12 protein-coding genes and 1 pseudogene are annotated in these 20,273 nt (G+C 50.9%); 8 read left to right on the top strand and 5 right to left on the bottom strand.

Annotation, left to right across the window (positions count from 1 at the left end):
• Window positions 1–562 precede the first annotated feature (562 nt).
• The 3 genes from ACWHYD_RS02350 to ACWHYD_RS02340 are packed head-to-tail and all read left to right on the top strand — an operon-like array spanning window position 563 to window position 6,221.
• Window positions 563–1,876: a TolC family protein gene (locus tag ACWHYD_RS02350; RefSeq protein ID WP_447964338.1), complete on the top strand. Its 1,314-nt coding sequence runs from the start codon at window positions 563–565 to the stop codon at window positions 1,874–1,876.
• Entirely contained in the window at window positions 1,873–3,090 is a 1,218-nt protein-coding gene (locus ACWHYD_RS02345; protein WP_447964337.1) for an efflux RND transporter periplasmic adaptor subunit, read from the top strand. The genes ACWHYD_RS02350 and ACWHYD_RS02345 overlap by 4 nt, the downstream gene beginning before the upstream one ends.
• Complete coding sequence (locus ACWHYD_RS02340; RefSeq protein WP_447964336.1) at window positions 3,087–6,221, top strand: efflux RND transporter permease subunit; 3,135 nt, start codon at window positions 3,087–3,089, stop codon at window positions 6,219–6,221. The genes ACWHYD_RS02345 and ACWHYD_RS02340 overlap by 4 nt, the downstream gene beginning before the upstream one ends.
• Before the next feature lie 649 nt (window positions 6,222–6,870).
• Here the strand turns inward: ACWHYD_RS02340 and ACWHYD_RS02335 are convergent.
• From ACWHYD_RS02335 to ACWHYD_RS02320, 4 genes and pseudogenes are all read right to left on the bottom strand, one after another.
• Complete coding sequence (locus ACWHYD_RS02335) at window positions 6,871–7,341, bottom strand: carbohydrate-binding protein (RefSeq protein WP_447964335.1); 471 nt, start codon at window positions 7,339–7,341, stop codon at window positions 6,871–6,873.
• Between the two features lie 209 nt (window positions 7,342–7,550).
• Entirely contained in the window at window positions 7,551–8,129 is a 579-nt protein-coding gene (locus tag ACWHYD_RS02330; RefSeq protein WP_447964334.1) for an antibiotic biosynthesis monooxygenase, read from the bottom strand.
• 115 nt (window positions 8,130–8,244) lie between these two features.
• A pseudogene (locus ACWHYD_RS02325) lies at window positions 8,245–8,388 on the bottom strand (steroid delta-isomerase); the annotation flags it as partial.
• A gap of 170 nt (window positions 8,389–8,558) precedes the next feature.
• Window positions 8,559–8,804: a YybH family protein gene (locus ACWHYD_RS02320; protein ID WP_447964333.1), complete on the bottom strand. Its 246-nt coding sequence runs from the start codon at window positions 8,802–8,804 to the stop codon at window positions 8,559–8,561.
• Window positions 8,805–9,136: 332 nt separating this feature from the next.
• On the opposite strand from ACWHYD_RS02320, the gene ACWHYD_RS02315 reads away from it, so the two are divergent.
• Window positions 9,137–10,204, top strand: coding sequence for a T3SS effector HopA1 family protein (locus tag ACWHYD_RS02315; RefSeq protein ID WP_447964332.1), 1,068 nt, complete (start codon window positions 9,137–9,139; stop codon window positions 10,202–10,204).
• Window positions 10,205–10,217: 13 nt separating this feature from the next.
• Window positions 10,218–15,281, top strand: a complete 5,064-nt coding sequence (locus tag ACWHYD_RS02310; protein ID WP_447964331.1) for a hypothetical protein — start codon at window positions 10,218–10,220, stop codon at window positions 15,279–15,281.
• Window positions 15,282–15,500: 219 nt separating this feature from the next.
• On the opposite strand, the gene ACWHYD_RS02305 is transcribed toward ACWHYD_RS02310, so the two are convergent.
• Window positions 15,501–16,322: a DNA-3-methyladenine glycosylase family protein gene (locus tag ACWHYD_RS02305; RefSeq protein WP_447964330.1), complete on the bottom strand. Its 822-nt coding sequence runs from the start codon at window positions 16,320–16,322 to the stop codon at window positions 15,501–15,503.
• 662 nt (window positions 16,323–16,984) lie between these two features.
• Here ACWHYD_RS02305 and ACWHYD_RS02300 point away from each other — a divergent pair.
• The 3 genes from ACWHYD_RS02300 to ACWHYD_RS02290 all read left to right on the top strand — a co-directional run bounded on the left by ACWHYD_RS02300 (window position 16,985) and on the right by ACWHYD_RS02290 (window position 19,658).
• A complete protein-coding gene (locus ACWHYD_RS02300) occupies window positions 16,985–17,230 on the top strand; it encodes a hypothetical protein (protein WP_447964329.1) in 246 nt (81 codons plus the stop codon).
• A gap of 291 nt (window positions 17,231–17,521) precedes the next feature.
• Complete coding sequence (locus ACWHYD_RS02295; protein WP_447964328.1) at window positions 17,522–18,217, top strand: AbiV family abortive infection protein; 696 nt, start codon at window positions 17,522–17,524, stop codon at window positions 18,215–18,217.
• 754 nt (window positions 18,218–18,971) lie between these two features.
• A complete protein-coding gene (locus ACWHYD_RS02290; RefSeq protein ID WP_447964327.1) occupies window positions 18,972–19,658 on the top strand; it encodes an HNH endonuclease in 687 nt (228 codons plus the stop codon).
• The last annotated feature ends 615 nt before the right edge of the window (window positions 19,659–20,273 follow it).

Genomic DNA, 20,273 nt, shown 5'->3' with positions numbered 1-20,273 from the left:
TTCCCAGTTACAAGGTATCCCAAGAAGTGTGAGGATGAGTTAACCACTCATCGTCACGCTTGACTCCACTAACCAGGGAGATGACAGCTTGTCCCTTTCCGGAACAGCCTTTCCCGTGAGTCCCTTCCTACTCCAACCTGAACCCCTTCATTTCAACTGTAATCGGCTTAAACCTGTTGTTTACTATAGAGGTTTTCGTAAGCGCACTCTTTGCCACTGAAACTAATTTATGGAATACCTCTTGCAAAGTTAAATTTGAAGACCCCGTAAAGGTCTTTTTTACAGGGAGTTATTCTTATTCCAAAGGAAGGTACGGGGATGGGGAAATGTTAGGCGTATCTTCGGCAAAATTTTCCGACATCGGTAGAATTATCATCTTGCTCTCAGTGGTTCCAGGGCGATATGGTAAGCTCCTTTTTTTCCTGGGATCTCTTCTCCCACCACCGATTCCCAGGAATCAAAATGCGGAAGGAAAGGTTGCCATTGGGTAGCTTTTGTTCTCCACTCTCCTCCCCTTCATGGTGATCCACTCGTCAACGGATTATCATTTCCAGCCACCAACATGACATTCCTCATCCGTTTCATCAACTGCCTGTTTCTTACGGTGGTCATGGGGGGGTGCCTATTCGAAACTGCATGGGCGCAACCGGATTTAATCAAAGCTTCAAAGCAGACACCAGGCACAGTTCCCACCACGGTGACCTTGAGCTTGGACGATTCCTTATCCTTGTTCTTGGAAAAAAATCTTGATCTCTTGATGACCAAGTACGGCATTGACAATGCCAAGGGAAACGCCATCACAGCGAAACTTTTTCCCAACCCGACTTTTTTACTTTATGGAGGAGCCGCATTTACCAGTAAGCAAACCTTTTCAGGCACTCGCTATATTACTCCACAGCTGGAACAGATGTTTTTACTTGCCGGGAAACGGGGCTATCGGATGGAAAGCGCGGGCTATGGCATCCAGGCGTCCGAGGCAACATTCACGGATGCAATTCGTCAACTGACGCTCACCCTGAAAGACACGTATTACCAGGTTCAATTGGCATCCCGGCGTCTTGATCTCGCGAAAGATAATCAGGAGCGGTTTCATCGTATCTTAACAATTGGGGAATTACGTTTTAAAAAAGGCTTCATTGCGGAAGTAGATCTCATTCGTCTGCGCCTCCAGGCAGTAGATTTCGGAGCACAGGTCATCAAATATACGCAGGAAGTCCAAACCGCACTCGCCGACCTCCGACTACTCCTGGCCTTCCCGCCCACAACGGATCTGGTGTTAACCTCCGACCTTATTTATAAACGGGTCACACCTGATATGGAAAAACTTCGGACGGAGGCGTTGAACAAACGTCCGGACCTTCAAGCCAGACGGTTCGTCCTTTCCCAGCAACAGGCCAATTTAAAATTGGCCAAATCACTGAGGATTCCCGATCCCATTGTCGGAGGCGCGTTCACCATGCAGGGACCACAAGGTGGGAGCAACCAACAATTGTATAGCCTCAATCTGGAAGTGCCCCTCCCGGTCTTTGACCGCAATCAGGGAGGCATTGCTCAGGCCGAAATCGCCATTCAAGTCGCGCAAGTCGATCTTCACAAGACGACCCTGGAAGTACAAAATGAGATTGAGGTGAATTACCGGAATTTAACCCAATCTCAACGCCTGGTGGAGGCCTACCAGGCGGGAGTACTGGACGATGCCAAAACCACCTTCTCCATTCTCGAAAAAGCCTATCAAAAGGGTGGCGTGACGCTCATAGATTTGCTCGATGCCGCCCGCACCTCACAGACCATTCTTCAAAACTATTTGGAAGCCCTGTTTGAATATCAACGAAACTTGTTTCTCTTGGAACGGGCTGCCGGCCAGGACATTTCATGACTACCGTACCTCGTGTATTCCGGTGTGTTCTGTTCATCCTGACCCTCAGTGGGATCGCCTGCAGCCAGGAAAGCCCATCAGAAACCTCCGCGACTACGGACCCAAACTTTACAAAAATGGGCAAGGCCATTCACGCACCCTCAACACCTGAGACCCAAATCGTCACAGCCTTAGTGACCGTTGGCCCTTCCCACCCCGTGTTGTCCTTAGCAGGAAAAGTCTCCTATGGAGAGGATCGATATTCAAAGGTCTCTTCAGCCTTGATCGGTCGGGTACAAAAAATCCATGGACAATTAGGGGCTTTTGTGAAAGCAGGAGAACTCCTGGTCGCCATTGAAAGTCCGGAAATTGCCTCCGCGTATTCGGAATTCATCAAAGAACATTCTGATTTATCCTACGCACAACGATCCTACGGGTTGGCCAAAGACCTGTATGAGATCAAAGCGCTCCCTCAAAAAGATTTAAAGCAAGCCGAAAACGATTACGTCAAAGCCAAGGCGGAATTCCGGAGAGCCCGGGAGAAACTCCTGGCCCTTCAGGTTTCCAAAGAAGAACTCGATAAACCCATAGCCGACCAGACGATTACGTCCATCTATCAAATCCGAAGCCCCCTTTCCGGCACCATCGTGGACCGGGCCGTAACCCCGGGGCAATCGGTCAGCGGGGACCCCAATCAAGTCCTGTTTACCGTAGCGGATTTAAACACCGTACAAGTCATCGCGGACGTCTACGAACGAGACCTGGGACTTGTCAAAATCAAACAACATGCGACCGTGACCGTCGAAGCATATCCGGAGACGGCATTTCCCGCCACCATTTCGGCCATCGGGGATGTCGTGGATCAGACAACCAGGACCATTAAAATACGAGCAGTCGTCAACAATAGCGATCGCAAACTGAAACCCGGGATGTTTGCTCGTTTGAATGTCAAACTGAGCGAGAGTCTCCCCTATCCACTTATTCCTCAAGAAGCCGTGCTGGAAATTGACGGGGAGATGTATGTCTATGTCGCGGATAGAAACAATCATTATCTGAAGCGTCCAATTAAAGCCGGATTCCCCTCCTCAGGCCACATGTCCGTCCTCCACGGCCTTGAAGCAGGCGAAAGGATCGTGGTCAAAGGGGCCGTACTTCTCAAAGGCCAGGATATGAATGTCGAGGACGAGGGATTGTCCTCGGAACACCTTGCCACCCCTTCTCCTCCGACATCATGATCGGCAGACTTGTCGAGCTGTCACTCGTCCAACGTGCTCTGGTCTGCACATTCGGGATCTTCCTCCTCTTCGGAGGACTCTATGCCTTTCATATCCTTGACGTGGTCGCCTACCCGGATCCCTCGCCACCCTTTGTCGAAGTCATTTCTCAAAAATCGGGATGGTCAGCCGAGGAAATGGAGCGAATCATCACCATCCCCATTGAAACGGCTCTCCAGGGCATTCCCGGCCTTACCAATGTGCGTTCCTTGTCTCTGTTTGGATTAAGTGAACTCAAGGTCTATTTTGAATTTGGCACCAATTGGTATGACTTGCGCCAAGAAGTGCTGAATCGGCTCCATTCCGTTGATCTGCCCGAAGGCGTCAAACCCGAACTCTCACCCTGGTGGGCCATCGCAGAAATTTATCGATATGAATTAGTAGGAGACGGCTATTCTCTCACCGACCTCAAAACGATCCAGGATTGGCAGGTACGGCGTGCATTCAAACAGGTGCCCGGCATCATTGATGTAACGGCGTTTGGCGGCACCACAAAAGAATATCACGTGGACCTGGATCCCGGAGCCCTTCTCACCTATGGGGTCACTCTTGCTCAGATCAAAGCCGCCCTCGCCAATAGCAATGCCAATGTTGGTGGGAGTTATTTGGCCTTGGGACCCCAAAGTTACAATGTCAGGGGAGTAGGATTTATCGACAGTCTGGATGATGTGGCCAAAGTCGTCGTGGCAGTCAAGGACGGCACTCCCATCTTCATTGAAAATCTTGGGAAAGTATCCATTGGCACCGCGATCCGTTTAGGACAAGTCGGCATTAACGAGGTGGAGGACACTCTGGAAGGGGTGATCCTTTTACAACGGGACACCCAGGCGCTCCCTACCCTGGAACGCCTCAATCAAAAGGTCCAGGAATTAAACCAAAAGAAACTTCCCCCCGGCGTTCAAATCAAAACCATTTATGACCGGACCGTCATGATTAACACCGTCATTGAGACCGTGGTGCACATATTAATCAACGGGATGGTATTGGTGCTCCTCGTTCTCCTCTTTTTCCTGGGACATTTCCGGACCGCCCTGATCGTCGCCTGTACGATTCCCCTTGCTCTGCTGTTCACCTTTTCGGCCATGGCCATCATGGGACAATCCGCGAATCTCATTTCTCTGGGTGCGATTGATTTCGGGATTATCGTCGATGCTCCCCTGGTCATGGTCGAAAGTATTTTCTATTACATGTGCCACCATGCCAAACCCGGCGTCACCCCTCCTCAACTCATTGCCAGGGCCGCCCGTCATGTGGGACGACCGATCTTATTCTCCACGGTGATTATCGTGGTGGCGTTCATTCCCCTTTTCACCATGACAGGGGTCCCTGGGAAAATTTTTGCGCCCATGTCCATTACCTATGGCCTGGCCCTGGCTGGTTCGCTGCTGCTGGCCTGTACCCTCGCCCCGGCCATGTGTTCATTCCTGCTCAATGGACCCATGCGCGAAAAGGAACCCAAGCTGGTTTCGATGCTCAGACAGAGCTACCTGACCGCTCTTCGTTGGGGACTTCATCATCAAAAGCCGGTACTAGGTGCGGTGGGTATGCTCTTGCTGGTCACCGTTTTAGCACTCAACTTCATGGGTGGAGAATTCATGCCGGCGTTAGAGGAAGGGAACCTCTGGGTGCGGATTCGCATGCCGATCGATATCCGGTTTGAAGATGCCGCCGCCTTGGCCAGCCGTATGCGAAACATGTTTATGGAATCCCCAGAAGTCGCTACCGCAGTCTCACAACTCGGACGCCCGGATGATGGCACAGACCCCGAAAGTTTTTTCAATGTGGAATATTACGTCAATCTCAAACCCCGGGATGAATGGCGCCCCGGCCTGACCAAGGAAGGCCTGATCGAAGAAATTGAGGGCCGTCTTGAGACGATCCCCGGCCTCAAGGTTAACTTCTCCCAACTCATCCAAGACAGCGTGGAAGAAGCCATGTCGGGCGTGAAGAGCGAAAACTCAATCAAGCTGTACGGTCACAACCTCTCAGAACTTCAATCTCTTGCGGAAAAAGTAGAGGGGGAACTTAAAAGCATCCGCGGAGTGAAGGAACTCAGCATCAACCGGACCATGGGACAACCCAACCTCCTGATTCAAGTTGACCGGCAAGCCTGCGCCCGGTACGGCATACAAGTCGGCGATGTGAATGCCGTAGTTCAGGCTGCCATCGGTGGGGAAGCCGTCACGCAAGTGATTGAAGGGGACCGACGATTTGATTTAGTGGTTCGATTTCTTCCCCAATATCGACAGGACGAAACCACCATTGGTCAGATCCAGGTCAGTTCGCCTGAAGGAGTCGGCATTCCACTCAAACAATTATCCACGATTGTTCGACAAACCGGCGCCTTTATGATTTATCGGGAAAATCACGAGCGATATATTCCTATTATGTTCAGCATTCGGGACCGGGATCTGGTAAGCACGATTCGAGAAGCCCAACGACACCTCGAAGACCGGATCACACTCCCGGAAGGGTATCATCTCGAATGGGCGGGGCAATATGATCAATTGGTCAAGGAACAACAACGTCTGATGATTGTTGTGCCCCTCACCATGATCCTGATTCTCTTTTTGCTGTACCTTACATTTGGCTCATTCCGGTACGCCTTCATCGTGCTCGCCACCGTTCCCTTTGCCATGATCGGAGGAGTCCTCTCTCTGGTCCTGACTCATACGCCCTTTAGCATTTCCGCTGCCGTAGGATTCATTTCCACATTGGGGATCGCCATTCTGGGCGGCGTCTTAATCGTCTCCAGTATCCGGGAGTTGGAACAAAACGGCATCCCCCTCAAGGAGGCGATACTTTCAGGAGCCGAGTTACAGATGCGACCGGTGTTAATGGCTACCCTGGGAGCCGCGCTGGGGTTAGTTCCCGCCGCGCTTGCAAGCGGTATCGGTTCCGAAGCCCAAAAGCCCTTGGCACGTGTGGTCGTGGGCGGCATGCTAACCGCCACCTTTCTCATTCTATTCGTTGTTCCCATCTTGTACCAATTGACCAGTCAGTACTCTAAGAAACGGTCCCGACCTCAGGCCGATTTCGAAGAACAGGAATTCCTCGACGAGGAAGCTCCTCATAGAAGGGAGCATTCTTAACCCTTCCCACGGCCTGCTTCCCAACTCATACCCGATCTCTCCAATTTTCAGGGAATGTTGAAAAAGGCCGCCAGCGGCGTTCTGTCCCCTAGGCCGTGCTCACGTACTCCTCCGTACCCTCCGCTCGTCCAAGCGGTTGCGGCCTTGCTGGACGGGCCTTTTTGAACACTCCACTATTTTTCTCTGGTGAGCCTCGTTGACTCCTAAGCTGATGAATCGGCGAAATTTTTATAATATTCAACAGTCCCTTTCAGAAAAACTTGGGTCCCTCTGTTTCTGAGGAGGTTCTCTGAAAAAAATTCATGGGAACTGGCGATTAAGTTTTAACCATCAAAAGATATTTTACGTTTCCATTGAAGATGATGACGCTGGAGATCTCATGCGGCATGAAATGAATTGTAGTTTTGAATAGACATCATCCAACCAATGGGTGCATGGTAGAACTCAATCTGATTTATACCGGTCCGGGAGATTTCTCAGATGGATTAGGCCAAAATCAGGTGGGATGGTTTATCACCGCATCCGTAACCAGTTCTGATTCCTGGAGAGTTACCAATAAATTCGCCGGATTTCATTGACAGAAAAGCCGGGAGTTCCCGCAGTTTCTCGTTGCCGCCAATCAGGCTTTGACAATCGATTGAGCCAAGAGTTAGCCCAACCGCAACTGCGACAACGACGCAAGCGCAGGGCCCCCACTGATGTCCGGGATGACGCTCAACTCAAGCACCGTGACCGTCGGAAGGTCAACGTGATGGTCTTCCGTCTGGCGGGTTGCACCATCAGGACTGAAGTTCCACTGCTGGCGCACGATTTCCCGGAACGACTGCCCGCCATCAGGCGACCACCGCAACACATACTCTTGCGTCCGCCCTATGCGGGTTTCCAGAAAGTTAAGCCAGATCCTTCGGAGCGGTTGCGGAGCGGCAAAGAGAAGCCGGATCGTCTGCTTGCCCGGCCCTGCGGCACGCCACCCCGAAGTACCACCGGGCACCAACGCTGCCTCAATTGGAAAAGCAGCGTCCTCCGAGGTGATTTCCACCTCCGCAAGCTCCTCCACATTCAGCCAATCCCCTGGCGGTTCGCTTCCCTCCTGAACCTGACCGATAACTCTTTTGCGCATTCAGTGTGCCTCCTGATTTCAAGCTGGAAAAATATCCAACTGTCTCTCTCTGGATGATTGGGTTCCTTATAAGTCTACCGATCTGGTCCACCAGCAGCAAATGTTTCTGTGGCATACCAAGTCACCCATCGTGTTCTTCACAACGTCAAGTTGAACGCAGCCTCGTGCCTACGGTTTAGAGCAATTTTCGAGGCGAGTGCTTCTCGAATTCAGGTAAACAACCAGCGTTGGATCAGTTTGGTGTAGTGCGGCATCACGAGATAGACCATGACCCATACCACCGAACCGGTGCTAAGCAGCAAGTCCAGATAATGATTCTGAGGTACTCCCAGTTGCCGCAGACCCAATGCAACAACCAGGGGAATGACGAGCACCAACGGAAAGATGGCGGACCATGTTACGAGAAATTGTTTCCAACGGACAGGTACCTTCGCCCTCGCGCCCTCGGGCGTGAACCAAAAATCCAAACCACTGCGGATAAAAAAATCATCATCTTGAACAAGGAGGGGTCGCACCTGGTCGATGAGTCGTTTGCGATCCTGTGAACTCATCCATCCCTGGAGGTGTTCCCTGGTATCAAACCGGATGATGACCGTATAGGTTGCGGTGAGTCCGGGAATCGGACGGATAATCTGAAAATCCAGGTGGCCTCGGTAGCTTCTGCAAAGCGGACCGATTTCGTTCAACCAGGCGTCATAGCCCTCTTGTTGACCGTCCCGCACACGATGCGTAATCACAGCGGTGGCGCCCCGTCCCAACGTGCTCGAAGAGGGATGTTCATGATTCACAATGTCGACACCTCATATTATTAAGAAATTATGCACGCATAACATCGGTATCCTGGGCATAATGCACGGCAAGACGTTCCATGCAACTATATGCGAAAGGGCAGGATTCTGATATTCATAGCTTGTCAGGAATGGGCAAACCATGTAGACGCAGAAATGACAGCTTGTCCCAATACCCGCGTTGGAAGACAATCTTATCATCGACCACCTGAAAAAAGCCGCACCCTCGCAACCCAAGGGGATCCCGCCACTCAAGAAGGGGTCTGTTGAAAAAAGCCGCCAGCGGCGTTCTCGCCATTTTTCCGTGCTCACGTACTGGAAGTACGCTCTGCGCGCAAAAATGGCTGCGGCCTTGCTGGACAAACTTTTTTGAACCGCCCCGAGGCCTTTGATATGGAACATGCCTGTGGGTCAATATGCCCATGGAAACTAGTAATATCCAACACTCCCAAGAATGGCCCAGTCATCGATTTCAAAAATGCGTTCAACGATGCAGCACATCTCCGCCTTTGCAAATTCCTCCTCGAACATCTTGTGAATAGCCGCCCGACCCACAACCTGGTCATTCGCCACCTGATGATTCACCGCGTCTTCAGTGTAAAAGCCGGCGAGTGCCTCGGCATCGGCCCGATTGAATGCCTCTACCCATGCTCGAACAATTGCACTTGGTGTCATATGCGTTTCACAACATGAGATGACTTGTGTATGTGGAGCAGGTGCAACCTTGTCATCAAACGTCCGCCTCCAATGAATCCGCATACCCAAATCCAACAATGAAATATTCTCAACCCCACACATGCACAATAACGAATCCAGGCGAAATAATTTGCCACGATAGCCTGAACCGGTCAATGGCTCAGGTGTCCTGAGTGGAGTAAAAGTTATCAGAAAATTTTGATTGAATAGGTAAATTAAGATACCCTCTTGAGGCAGCTTGGGCGTCATCCAATCCATCAATGCATTTTTTAACTCTGATCCGCAAAGAGCAGACAAGGACGAGATTTCACATGCCCTGTCCCTATAAGCATAACGGATGTAACGGAGCTGAGAACAGCGATTTGGTTTGCTCTGCCTGCAGCCTGGATAATTTCTTACACACTATCTACGACAAACGATCTGAAATTTTTTCCGCATATGACGGTTCGGGAATAGGCCAACAGGAATTCATTTATGGGCTCTACGAAGGGACACAGAAAGAGACGCCTCACATAACTGATGAGGAAAAAGATACACAGCTCAAAGGTTTTTTTAAAAAACTCTGTGGATTATCGCAGTGGGCTTCTGACTATTTTTTTGACCGGGTCTTGATTCAAGCAACTGACGACCCACGCGAAAAGTTGAAGATTGGTCCTTTCATGAAATACTTACATGATGTATACCTTTCAAAGGACCCTAGGACATTTTCACCAAATTTACGCGATGACTTGATGGAAGACTTTTATCATCTGTGGGCACGAAATGAAGATGATGAAGACAAGCAGGTGACTCAACGTATTTATATTAATACCCTGGAATGGAAAACCGAGGCCGCGCTTGCGGTTTTTGAAAAAATATTTACATCCGTGGTGTTTGACCAAGGGAATTCAAAAAAACCAAACATGAACATTGACGAAGCTAAAGTTGCCGGTCCGGCCATGCTTGGACGAAATGACACCATCATTATCTATTTATATGAAGAATCTGCAATCACAGACGTCAAGAAAATTATTGAGGGGTTTGAGCCGGGACTGATGAAACTGATCGGCCCAAAAATTCCACCGATGACCCAGGGTCTGATCAAAGGCAAAGGCGTCGCCCAGGGAGCCGAGCCACCTGAACTAGGGTTTATCGATAAGAATACTCCGGCAGTTAATCACGGAGATAATAAATCTCGGGTGATGGATGCCAGTTCCTTCGGATCCTACCGTTCGTATCTGATCGCTCAAATCTTTCAGGAACATTCAAAATTTGACTCAATTGAAAACTTTTCAAAGGCCGTCAAACAACGATTTTGGGAGTATGGCATTAATCCAAACACACCTCACCTCAATGAGAAAGTACTGGAAACTCCCAAATCAGATCCTTATCCGACATGAAGGTTTCAGACAGATGAGTCTTTCCGCAATCGAACAGTCTATTCGAAATGCCCTAAAGGGCACTGAGCTTGTTTTCAATGCGCAAACGACTGGTTGTACGGCTGTCGACTCCCTGCTCGGGCTCTTGTTAAGCGATCGATCCCTGAACCTTCAAGGCGTTGAACTCCTCCCATCTCTCACACAATTAATCGTTAAAGGCAGGGGCTCCTTCTACAAGTTCACCAATGCCAGGATCGAGGTCGTATTTACACAGGAAAGCCAAGGCCTCACCGTGCAGCTTTCTGCCATTCCACCGACCACCGTTCCCCTCCTCAAAGGGCTCGATGCCTTGACCGATGTACTGGGAAAGAGAATGGTGAGCGAACTCCCAACACCCCTTCAACGCCCACCCGGCCTTTCTTTAAACACGACCATTCTTACGAGTGGGTCTGAGGAGGTGGCTCGTTCCTCCATGAGAATGACTGTCGGCACAACTGCCAGTTGGTCTATTTGGCCCTCTCAGGTGAGCCTGGACAACATCGTGCTCGAATTCGAAGTTTTTTCGCCCTCTGACCCTCAGCATCGGCAGGCGGGCATTTCCATCCATGCGGTGAGCACCATAGCAGGGGCACACTTCACAACCTTTGTCCGCCCTCCTTCTTTGACCGTGTTTGGCGGTTTACGGGATGGCGAAACGCTTCCCCTTGCGAAAGTGCTCCAAATTTTCCTGCCTTCTGTGTCCCTCGCACTCCCCACGAATCTTGTGATCTCAAAATGTTTTATTCGGGCCGATGCAGGTACTCGACAGATAGAGCTAGTCGCAGACTTGACCGGAAAATGGCCCATCACCCTTGGTGCGGCCTCGGTGACACTCCGGGAATTGGGCTTTCAGCTTGAACTGGACACGCAGTCTCCCGACGAATCAACTGTCGTTCTCAATGGCAGAACGGAAGTCGCCGGGCAGCCAATCGCTCTTGAAGCCAGCTATTCGCGGACAGACGGATGGGGATTCACAACAAGACTCCCTGACATCACACTCTCAAAGATGCTTGCGCCCTTTCTGCCAAAGGCGGTCTTACCCCAAACCCTTTCCACACTGGGGCTGACCAACGCCGTCTTGTCCACACAGATGAAGACCGGGTTTCTCTCGTTACGAACAGGGCTGACCGGGCAGTGGATAATTCCCCTCGGAGACCAAACATTAACGATAAAGAAGATGGCGCTCCGCGTAGAAAGGCAGCGGAATAACGCCCCGGTCTCTGCAGCCTTCTGGGGACAAGCCATTTTGGGGACGCTGATTTTCGACGTACGGTCTGAGCTACTGGCAACAAACTTCTCATTCACAGGTTCTATCGTGTCGTTAAGTTTGTCCTCAATTATACGCCAATTTCTTAAGGCGGTGAGCCTGCCAGCCGATTTGCCCATCGACATAGAATTTTCCGATCTGCAGGCCTCAGTGAGTCCCAGCACTGGAGCTTTCTCATTCAGTGGACAGTCTCCTGAAACCTGGACGATCCCGCTTGGCATCGGCCAGCTGACGATTACCGGCTTGAGTCTTCAGGTGGACAGAAGCACGACTGGCACTGACAAGAAACAGGCCGAAGCGACCTGTCGTGTTGAGGGGAAGGGGAAACTCACTCTCAGCATTGATGGCTTCTCTGCCAACTTCGCCGGCTCGGTGGAGTTCGTGGCAAGCCCCACACAAGTCGGTTTTACCTTTTATGCAAAGGGCCCAAAAGGCAATACGCTCAAGCTGCCGATTCCAACCGGAATTTCGACAATCAAGCCTCAAGCCGTTTTCACGTTCGATGAATTAGCCATCAATCATACCCAAGACGGATGGCAGATCATGGCTGATGCCACGACCCAATTCACGGGCCTGCCATCGTTCCTGACCGCGAAGATTCCCGGGACGACGCTCAGCCTTGTGCCACAAAAGCCTCGCAAGTGGACTTTGACCGCAGGCAGAGGGGAGGTCGCATTTTCTACGACGCGTCTGTGGGACAATCCGTTGCCTCCCACAGCACTCCCCACGCTTAAGATCAACGGAAATATTGTGTCGCTCGGCGTGTTCTGGCTGGATGTCCGTGATTGGAAGATTCGCTTCGGCCACGGATCGACAACAGAGCCTAAACTTGCCCTGCAGGCGACGATAGACGTGGCTGTGTCAGATGAGATCAACCGTGTCTTTGGCGTCGGGACGAATGGTCTCCCCTGGTTGAAATTTTTCAAAACCGCCAAGCGGAATCAGAAGAATCCTCTTTCCACCGCGACGGGTCTGCAATTGAGCCTTTCGGAGAAAGGGATCAGCGCTCAACTTCAAGGGTCTCCGATCAATGTCATGCAGCCGGATGAGCAAGGCCTGTATCACATCACGTTGGGGCCGAATGGTTTGTTCGGCGAGCTTAGCTGTACTCTGCCGACGTTTCGCTACAACGGGCTCGGGTGGACGGCAGCCGGAGAATTCCACATTGAAAAACCTTTGCAGTTGCCGTTGACTCCACTGAAAGAAGCTCTCACACAAGCAGGCCTGGGCCCTATGGCCGAACTCATACCCAAGGCCATTCCGTTAGACGATATTGCGTTGGTGAAGAATAACCGGCTCACCTTTGATCCCTGGCTTGCCAAACTCCAGGAGAAATCTCCGTCCCTTCGCATTCCGCCAGTGGTAATCGACGCGCTCAATGAACTCGTCTCTCTTGGTGATGCGATTCTCGAACGAACCCCAGGCCAACTCAATGAGTATCTTGCATTCGTCATGCCCCAAGACCTCAGCTTTGCGATTGAAGTCAGCGGGACCGGTGGAATGAAGCTGGACGTGACCACCCGCACACAGGCCAATCCGAATCCTCAACCTCTTAAATTGTTACTGCCCTTTGCCGGTCCACCCTTTGGCCTACCTGAATTGCTGGGGATTCAATTAACCTCGCTGTCATTCGGCCAAATCCTGAGTGGCTCACTGTTCCTGCTTCAATTGGAAGGCAAGTTCGACCGCTTTGACCTGTTGGCGCTCGCAGGTTGTCTGACCACCGGTTATTTAATTGATGGCAAAACAAGTTGCAAAGCCTTTCAATATTCCTACACTATTGATCAGTTACTCGCCGTGCTCCCTGCAGGTTCTCCGGTGCCTGTTCCGCTTTTCTATAAGGAACTCGCCATTTCATATTTCGGCTGGGAAATGCTCAAGGCCGAAAGCCGTTGGTCCTTCCCTCAACCCGATGGCGGGTTGTTTGCCCTGATTGGTCTATTTTCCCAACTGCTTCCCTTCTTTACCACACCGACATACAAGTTAGATCCAGACGCTGCGCCAAAAGGATTCAAACTGCCGTTCACGATCGGACCCAATTACCTTCAGCTCCCTCCGTATCTCGGAGGGGCGGTTTTTGGCACCAAGACCGGACTGCCAACGTGGAGTGTATGGAAATCGTTGGCCAACCTGCTCAACGGGTTCAAAACAGGAAGCCCTCAAGATTTCGTCAACGCGCTACCTGTGGAGGCACGCGTCGGTGAGGAGGGAGTCGTTTTTGGTCCGTTCAGTATTGAGGTCGGGTTCGCTGTGACCACTCCACGAGAATTCAAAAATGCAATCTTACCAGGCAAAGTACGGACGAAGCCTGGGCAGATGTTCGGGCAGAGAATTCGTGCCATGGGAACGGGGCCCGACAAGCAAATAACCGCCCTCTTACCCAAACCCACCAAAGGTCCCCCGAACAGTGACGGACTTATTATTCTATTAGTCGGCACCTTTGAGATTCACAACATCATCACGTTACAGAGTGCTTTTGGATTAGCGGCCATCGACTCAAAAGTGTCCGGCAAGGGGTTTGGCACAGGCGTCCAGTTTACCGGAACACTTGGCAATGCCTTTACGATGAAGATTGCGGGTGCGATCACGGTCACCTCGACTCTACTCAGTATCAAGGGCAGTACAGGTATTTGGTGGAAGAACCGCCTCATGACCGGCGTCGACCTGCTGACGGTAGTCGACAAGAAGGGCTTCTTCACCCAACTCACGTTTAACGTTACCCCGAAGTGTTCGGTCGCCGGAACATGGACAATATCGAAAACCGCGATGTCTATTGGGGGAGATATCACGTGGGACTATGGAGGTAACGGACCATTCACCGCAGGAGGATTGATAGCCTTTTCGAAGAATGGACTCACCCTGACGACCACTCAAATCAAAGGGGCAGCGCTTCATGGGGTTACGATCCAGAAACTCACGGCCATTTTGCCTGCCACCGGTGGACCGTTGACTGCAACTATCGACTTAACGATCCCGCAAGAATTGCGCACGGCCTTGCGTGGGGAAATACAAAAAGTAAGCCATGAAGCCCGGGATGCCCTGAACAATGCAAGACAATTAACCACGACAGCCCTGGATGCCTTAAAGGGGCATGAATTAAGTCTCAATGGCGTAAAAGCCATGCTCGTAGCGATATGCAACCAGGTGATCAAGACGATCAACGCGAGGATCAAGAAATTACCGCAGAAAAAAACCTATGGAAAATGGCCCTTTTCGAAAACTGTGTACATTCGTGCGGAGGCTACAAAAGAAGTCGCGCCTTACCTGAAAACCCTGAGCGCGTTTAGCAAGCGGTTTAGCAAGAGCACCAAAGCAACCCTAGCCGCCGATGTCACGGCCCTCGTCAATTGGGCATTAAAGAACAAGACTCACACGGTATCTCGATATGGATTCAAGATTAAAACCATCACCATATTGGCGACCGGGACAGTCAATCAACTGAATGACATTAAAAAGCACGTTCCCCAATGGATTGCCCGACTGCCTGAAAAAAATATAGGCCTGACCGTGAACGGGAAGATACTCCAATATGCCAAAAACAGCGTGGATGCAGCACTCAATGACATCGCCACATCTCTGGAGGAGGGCGCGGAAAATGTCCCCATGGTCACGGGAATTTCTGTGGGCACCACTCTCTCGGTTCTTCCCTCTTCAGGTGTGAAAGTCCTGATCCAAGTGACAAGGGGCAATAAGTCCAAGACCTATCCTGCCTCCTTCAGCTTTACGAATCCCGCCGCAGGGGCATCGGACCTCCTGAAAATGCTCCTGAAGGATTTAGGGACCTCCTTGTAACACAAGGTATGAGGTCTCCAAAGATGTCAGGAACCTTATATATGGAATAACTGACACCACGGAACCCGGCCAGAAAAAGTTTATCTAAGAGAAAAACGAGACCGTCAAAGAAGACCTCAAACCCTAATGCGGAAAGGAAGGCGTTGATCTCCTCGACAATAGAGGGCTGTTCATGTGCCTACGAAATAAAGATGTTCCTGGGATACCTAACCTGAACGATCAGCCTCGCGAGTGCAGCGAGGATTGACCTGGCATCGCGGTGTTACCCCGAGGCAGGTACTGACCTCGGGCGGCGAGGTAATGCGCCCACAAGATTCGCGCGGCAACCGAGCGCCACGGAGCCCAGTCGCTGGCCAGAAGCTGCTGCTCATCTCTCGTCGGGAGAGCCGTCAGGTGTTTCACTTCACGGAGCGCCATCGCCAGCGCCAAATCCCCTTGAGGCCAGACATCGGGACGTCGGAGCGCCATAAGGTAATAGATATCCACGCTCCATGGCCCAAGCCCTGGAACCGTCAATAAAAGCTGACGTCCCCGATCATCGCGACTACGGGCAACAGCGGTAAGATCAAGACTTCCATCAAGAATCCGCACGGCCAGACCATAACAATAGCCGGCTTTCTGTCTCGTCAGTCCGAAATCCCTCAGCCCGTTGATCTGGATGGCATAGACCGCTTCCGGAGTCATCGCACCCAGATGGCGGGTCAGGCGCCGGTACATCGTGCGCGCCGCCGCCAGTGACACCTGCTGCTCGAGGATAATCTGAATGAGAGCTGGGAATCCCGGTTGTCGTCCCCACATCGGAGGCTCGCCCAACCGACCGAGGACAGCCCCCAGATCAGGATCCACCTCCGCCAACTCCCATGCCCCCCTACTCAGCGAAGCCAACGTCAGCCGCCGAACTGTCCTGGTAGGCAATGGCGTTTGCATCAACGAACCTGGTTTCACAATAGTTGTCTGGATAAGGTTTGAGCTAAACAGCATGACTCGGATTGCCGGTGATTGTCCCCTTGGTTCTCCGACGGTCTGATCCAACTGCAGCACGTATTTCTATACCCTTTGAAGCCGTCCCTCAGATCCTGCGATACCTCAAACTCCTTTATCACACGCGCTGGAATAATCGAAAAGAATTTTTTGGGGATCATACATAATCCTTGGCTCCCTCGTCGAAGGAATCGGGAATGAAATGATTGATGGCCGATTCCCCCACTCTCGTATCAACATGATGTTTTGTGGTGCCGGGTTTCGGCCCGGCAGCCGATCTACTTTTCTTTCGGGAAAAGTAGACAAAACCATTGACGCCCCGTCTGGCCTCATGAAAGCGGAGGGACGCCAGACATAAGAGGGCGGGCTAACTCGCTCTGCTCAAACAAGCCCGCCAGTGAATGAGAGCATCCCTCCCTTGGGCCAGCCGGAAGGCGTCGATCACAGAAGACAACATTTCAGGCTCTCTCATGAAAGAACGTAGATATCTCAAATTAAATATTCTCAAATTCCTCATGGCCAAAAAGCTTGGGCAAAAGGATGAGTAAAATAAGTCAAAAAGTTTGACTTCGTTCTTCAGTTGGCTAAAATTCTCTACACGACCATTCCAGAGCATTCGCCTGTGGTCTGGCGTCCTGGTATTCCTCCTCCACTGGAGAGGATTCAAGTACCTCCAATTAGGTGGTCTTCAGTCGCTGCTTCTGAGATTGAAAGGAAACACTATGGAGAGAAAATTTGAGCTCTATGATCCACAGAACAATTACTATTATGGCAAGATCAAAGACGATGGAAATATCGAGTTGTATGACAGAAACAATGACTACTACTACGGAAAACTGAAGCCTGATGGAAAGTTCGAATTTTACGATCGAAACAACGAATACTTTTACGGGAAAGTAAAAGCAGGTGACAAGCTCGAGGTATATACCCCGGGCGGAGAGTATTGGTACGGAAAAATAAAATCATAGATGGGGCGCAATCGAACATGTCGTTGGGCTGAAGCACGAGTTGGTTTTTAACTTGATCGGTGCGGCAAAGATTGTCGCTAATCGCGCCGCTCGATCAAATCTGCCATTATGCAGATCCCCATATATATATGCCGTGATAAATGAACAAAGGGACAGCAACTGACTGAAGTTTCAGGGATTATCCTGCATGTCTGGAAAAACCGAAGACATGTTATACGGACAAAAAATAGAAAATCCGGCTCTAATGCCGATCCATCTAAACATTGTTAGGCATCGCAACGTAGGAGCTAGATGGAACCGACTCGCTACAACGGCCCACTAGATGCGGCACAAGCAGCAGCCGCGATGCAGGCTGCCAGGTTAAATTCCATCGACTTGTTAGAGTCAGCAGAAATCCTCTTCGAATTGAAACGATTCGGACATAGCATTCCACTTTCTATACTTGCAATCGAAGAAGCCGGGAAACTGCCACTCCTACAGGCTATCCTTCTTGCCCAACCTCCAGATTTGGCAAAACTGTGGCGAAAATATAGGAATCACCGACCCAAGACTGAGCCCCTTAATTTGGCAATTCAATCTCGAATCCGAGTCGAATTTCCAAACTTGGGAAAAGCAATACAACAGCAAGTCGCCAACCAAGGGCCGACGCCCGACCAGCTAGAATCACAAAAGCAACGTGCTGTGTATTCAGACTGCCATGAAAGCGGAGCTCAGGTCATTTGCCACCTGCCCCGAAATGTAGATTGGCGCCAAATTGCTTGGGAGCGCCTATGCGAAGCGAGAGCTATTGTGTTTGCACCGCGAGACAGATCACCGGAAGAACTCGAAATCTGGCAAAGGGTCACAGCAGAGGCAAGCATTAGCGGAAGAACTCTATCGGACGTATTGCCAGAGATACATCAAGAACTTCTTAGTAAAGGATTTATAAGAGAAGGCTGGTGGGACACACTACTTGCCGATTTGGAAGAAGGTCAAAGCGATGCCTGACAAGCCAATTGTGCGGACGCCTCCGCGCTCCGGCCCCGTTAGGCATTGACGATGATAAATCGACAAAAAATCTGATCACATAACCGGATTGTAAATTGGTTCTTGCTAAAGCAAGAGATCAAGCCACAAATACCCAATACCATTTGACGCTTATCTGAACGATCAGCGAGTGGCTGGTCAAGCAAATTTGGCCCTGGGTCACGCATTTGCATCGCCTGTGCTTTACCTGCTGAGGCCTGCTGACTGGCCCAGGGCGAACGCTCTCATCCCCTGGCGGGCCTTGTTTGAGCAGAGCGAGTTAGCCCGCCCTCCAAATTCTCGCGTTCGCCCTCCCCAGTGGCCAGGCTGGGCGTCATTGGTTTTGGCTACTTTTGCCGAAACAAAAGTAGCTCGGCTGCCGGGCCGAAACCCGGCAATACTGGTGTATGTCACTCATTTGACTTAGTTTTTCAGTTGTCTAAAATTATCTGCACAGCTAATCTGGAACATTTTCAAGTGAATTGGCGTTCTTCGGGATAAGCGTGTATTCGCCATCCACGAGACCCGCTTTAAACCCACCAAGAGATGCGTTGTTGAACGATGAGCAAAGAAATGCCGTAATAACTGGATGCATGAACAGCAAATGCCAGAAAATGCTCGGATTATCGCGCATGCTTCGGGGAAACTGATGGCATGTTTTAACGACAGGAAATCGAAGCTTCGCATCTTGTTCGGATCCGCATGATCATTCTTAGTCATCCGAGAAGCATAAACCATGAATCTCGAAGACGAACTGACTACGGCACTCATCAATGGCTACCAACGCGCCGGGAAAGAGGTCGGCTACTGGGGACGGCGGTTTCTTCAGGCCGTCAGGCGAAACGGCGGACTATCGACGGCGAAGCGGATGATGGCTCCACGCAATGCTGGTCAACGCGCGGGACTCGACGCGCTCCTCGAAGCAGGCCGACCTGATCTCACCCTCGAAGCGATCATACTCCAACCCAAGTTTCGCACTCTCTTCACCGACGCAGAGCTCGCGGTCGCGACTGAGCGGCTGGGCGAGTATGGAAAAGCAAGCGCCGCTCGTCGCGCTACTCGTGAACGCCTATTCCCCGATGAGTTGGAACCGGGGCACCAATACGTCGAAGGCGCCAGAAGACAAGTCAGAGTGAATGCCTATGAACGTGATCCTCGTGCTCGAAAGGCTTGCCTGAAGAAGCATGGATGCAATTGTGCCGTATGCGGCTTCAACTTTGGGGCAAGGTATGGTGTCCTTGGTGAGAACTTTATCCATGTGCACCATCTAAAGCCCCTTTCACTCACCGACGGCGAATACGAGCTGGACCCCTTCAATGATCTTCGACCCGTATGTCCTAATTGCCATGCGATGCTTCATCGTCAAGAGCAACTGCTCAGTATTGAGGAACTACAGGCAATACTGAAGACGACAAGTGGCTAACAACCGGTTACAGAGGACCGCGCTACGCGTCGCCGCTGAATCAGGGCGTTGGACTCTCGGCTAAACTATTTATCCTCTGCATGAGAAGACTCTCATCACCAAACGATTCGGCCCAATCGGTAAGACTGGGAATCCCATCACCATTTCGGGATCAAATAAAGAGGACATCAAGTGTTTCTCACCCTTCTTATAGTGTTTTAATTTTCAAATAGGCCTTTCCCACTCACCAAAATCCTCTCCCCATAGGGGTGGTGGAGAATATAAGTGACTTAGTTGAAAGATAGAATATAATGGGAGGTCGAGCCACAGGGACGCAGGACCAAACGAAGGTCGTCCTATAATTCAGCGTGCCCAGTTGGACAACTTCGGAACTGGATGACGCATTTGAATCTCCTAAAGGCGCAAACCGAACTGTATCTAAGAATTTCCTGAAATTTCCTTAATGGTCACATCATTTAGTTGTAGGATATTTTCCAAAGCATTACTGTCGGCATGAGCACCCTCGTTGGCACCAAACGATCGAAGTCGTTCGAATACTCCAATCCTCCTTTTCCCTGGCGCCTGCTGACTGGCCAAGGGCGGACGCTCTCCTCCCCTGGGGGGCTTTGTTTGAGC

The organism is Nitrospira sp. Ecomares 2.1 (genome assembly GCF_965152585.1).
The sequence above is the reverse complement of the archived record's forward strand: the minus strand, read 5'-3'. Positions and strand labels throughout refer to the sequence as shown.

Bases quoted from the DNA above. Each gene is read 5' to 3' on its own strand.
- ACWHYD_RS02350 (WP_447964338.1), top strand. From the start codon at position 563: ATGACATTCCTCATCCGTTTCATCAACTGCCTGTTTCTTACGGTGGTC.
- ACWHYD_RS02345 (WP_447964337.1), top strand. From the start codon at position 1,873: ATGACTACCGTACCTCGTGTATTCCGGTGTGTTCTGTTCATCCTGACC.
- ACWHYD_RS02340 (WP_447964336.1), top strand. From the start codon at position 3,087: ATGATCGGCAGACTTGTCGAGCTGTCACTCGTCCAACGTGCTCTGGTC.
- ACWHYD_RS02335 (WP_447964335.1), bottom strand. From the start codon at position 7,341: ATGCGCAAAAGAGTTATCGGTCAGGTTCAGGAGGGAAGCGAACCGCCA.
- ACWHYD_RS02320 (WP_447964333.1), bottom strand. From the start codon at position 8,804: ATGACACCAAGTGCAATTGTTCGAGCATGGGTAGAGGCATTCAATCGG.
- ACWHYD_RS02315 (WP_447964332.1), top strand. From the start codon at position 9,137: ATGCCCTGTCCCTATAAGCATAACGGATGTAACGGAGCTGAGAACAGC.
- ACWHYD_RS02310 (WP_447964331.1), top strand. From the start codon at position 10,218: ATGAGTCTTTCCGCAATCGAACAGTCTATTCGAAATGCCCTAAAGGGC.
- ACWHYD_RS02300 (WP_447964329.1), top strand. From the start codon at position 16,985: ATGGAGAGAAAATTTGAGCTCTATGATCCACAGAACAATTACTATTAT.
- ACWHYD_RS02295 (WP_447964328.1), top strand. From the start codon at position 17,522: ATGGAACCGACTCGCTACAACGGCCCACTAGATGCGGCACAAGCAGCA.
- ACWHYD_RS02290 (WP_447964327.1), top strand. From the start codon at position 18,972: ATGAATCTCGAAGACGAACTGACTACGGCACTCATCAATGGCTACCAA.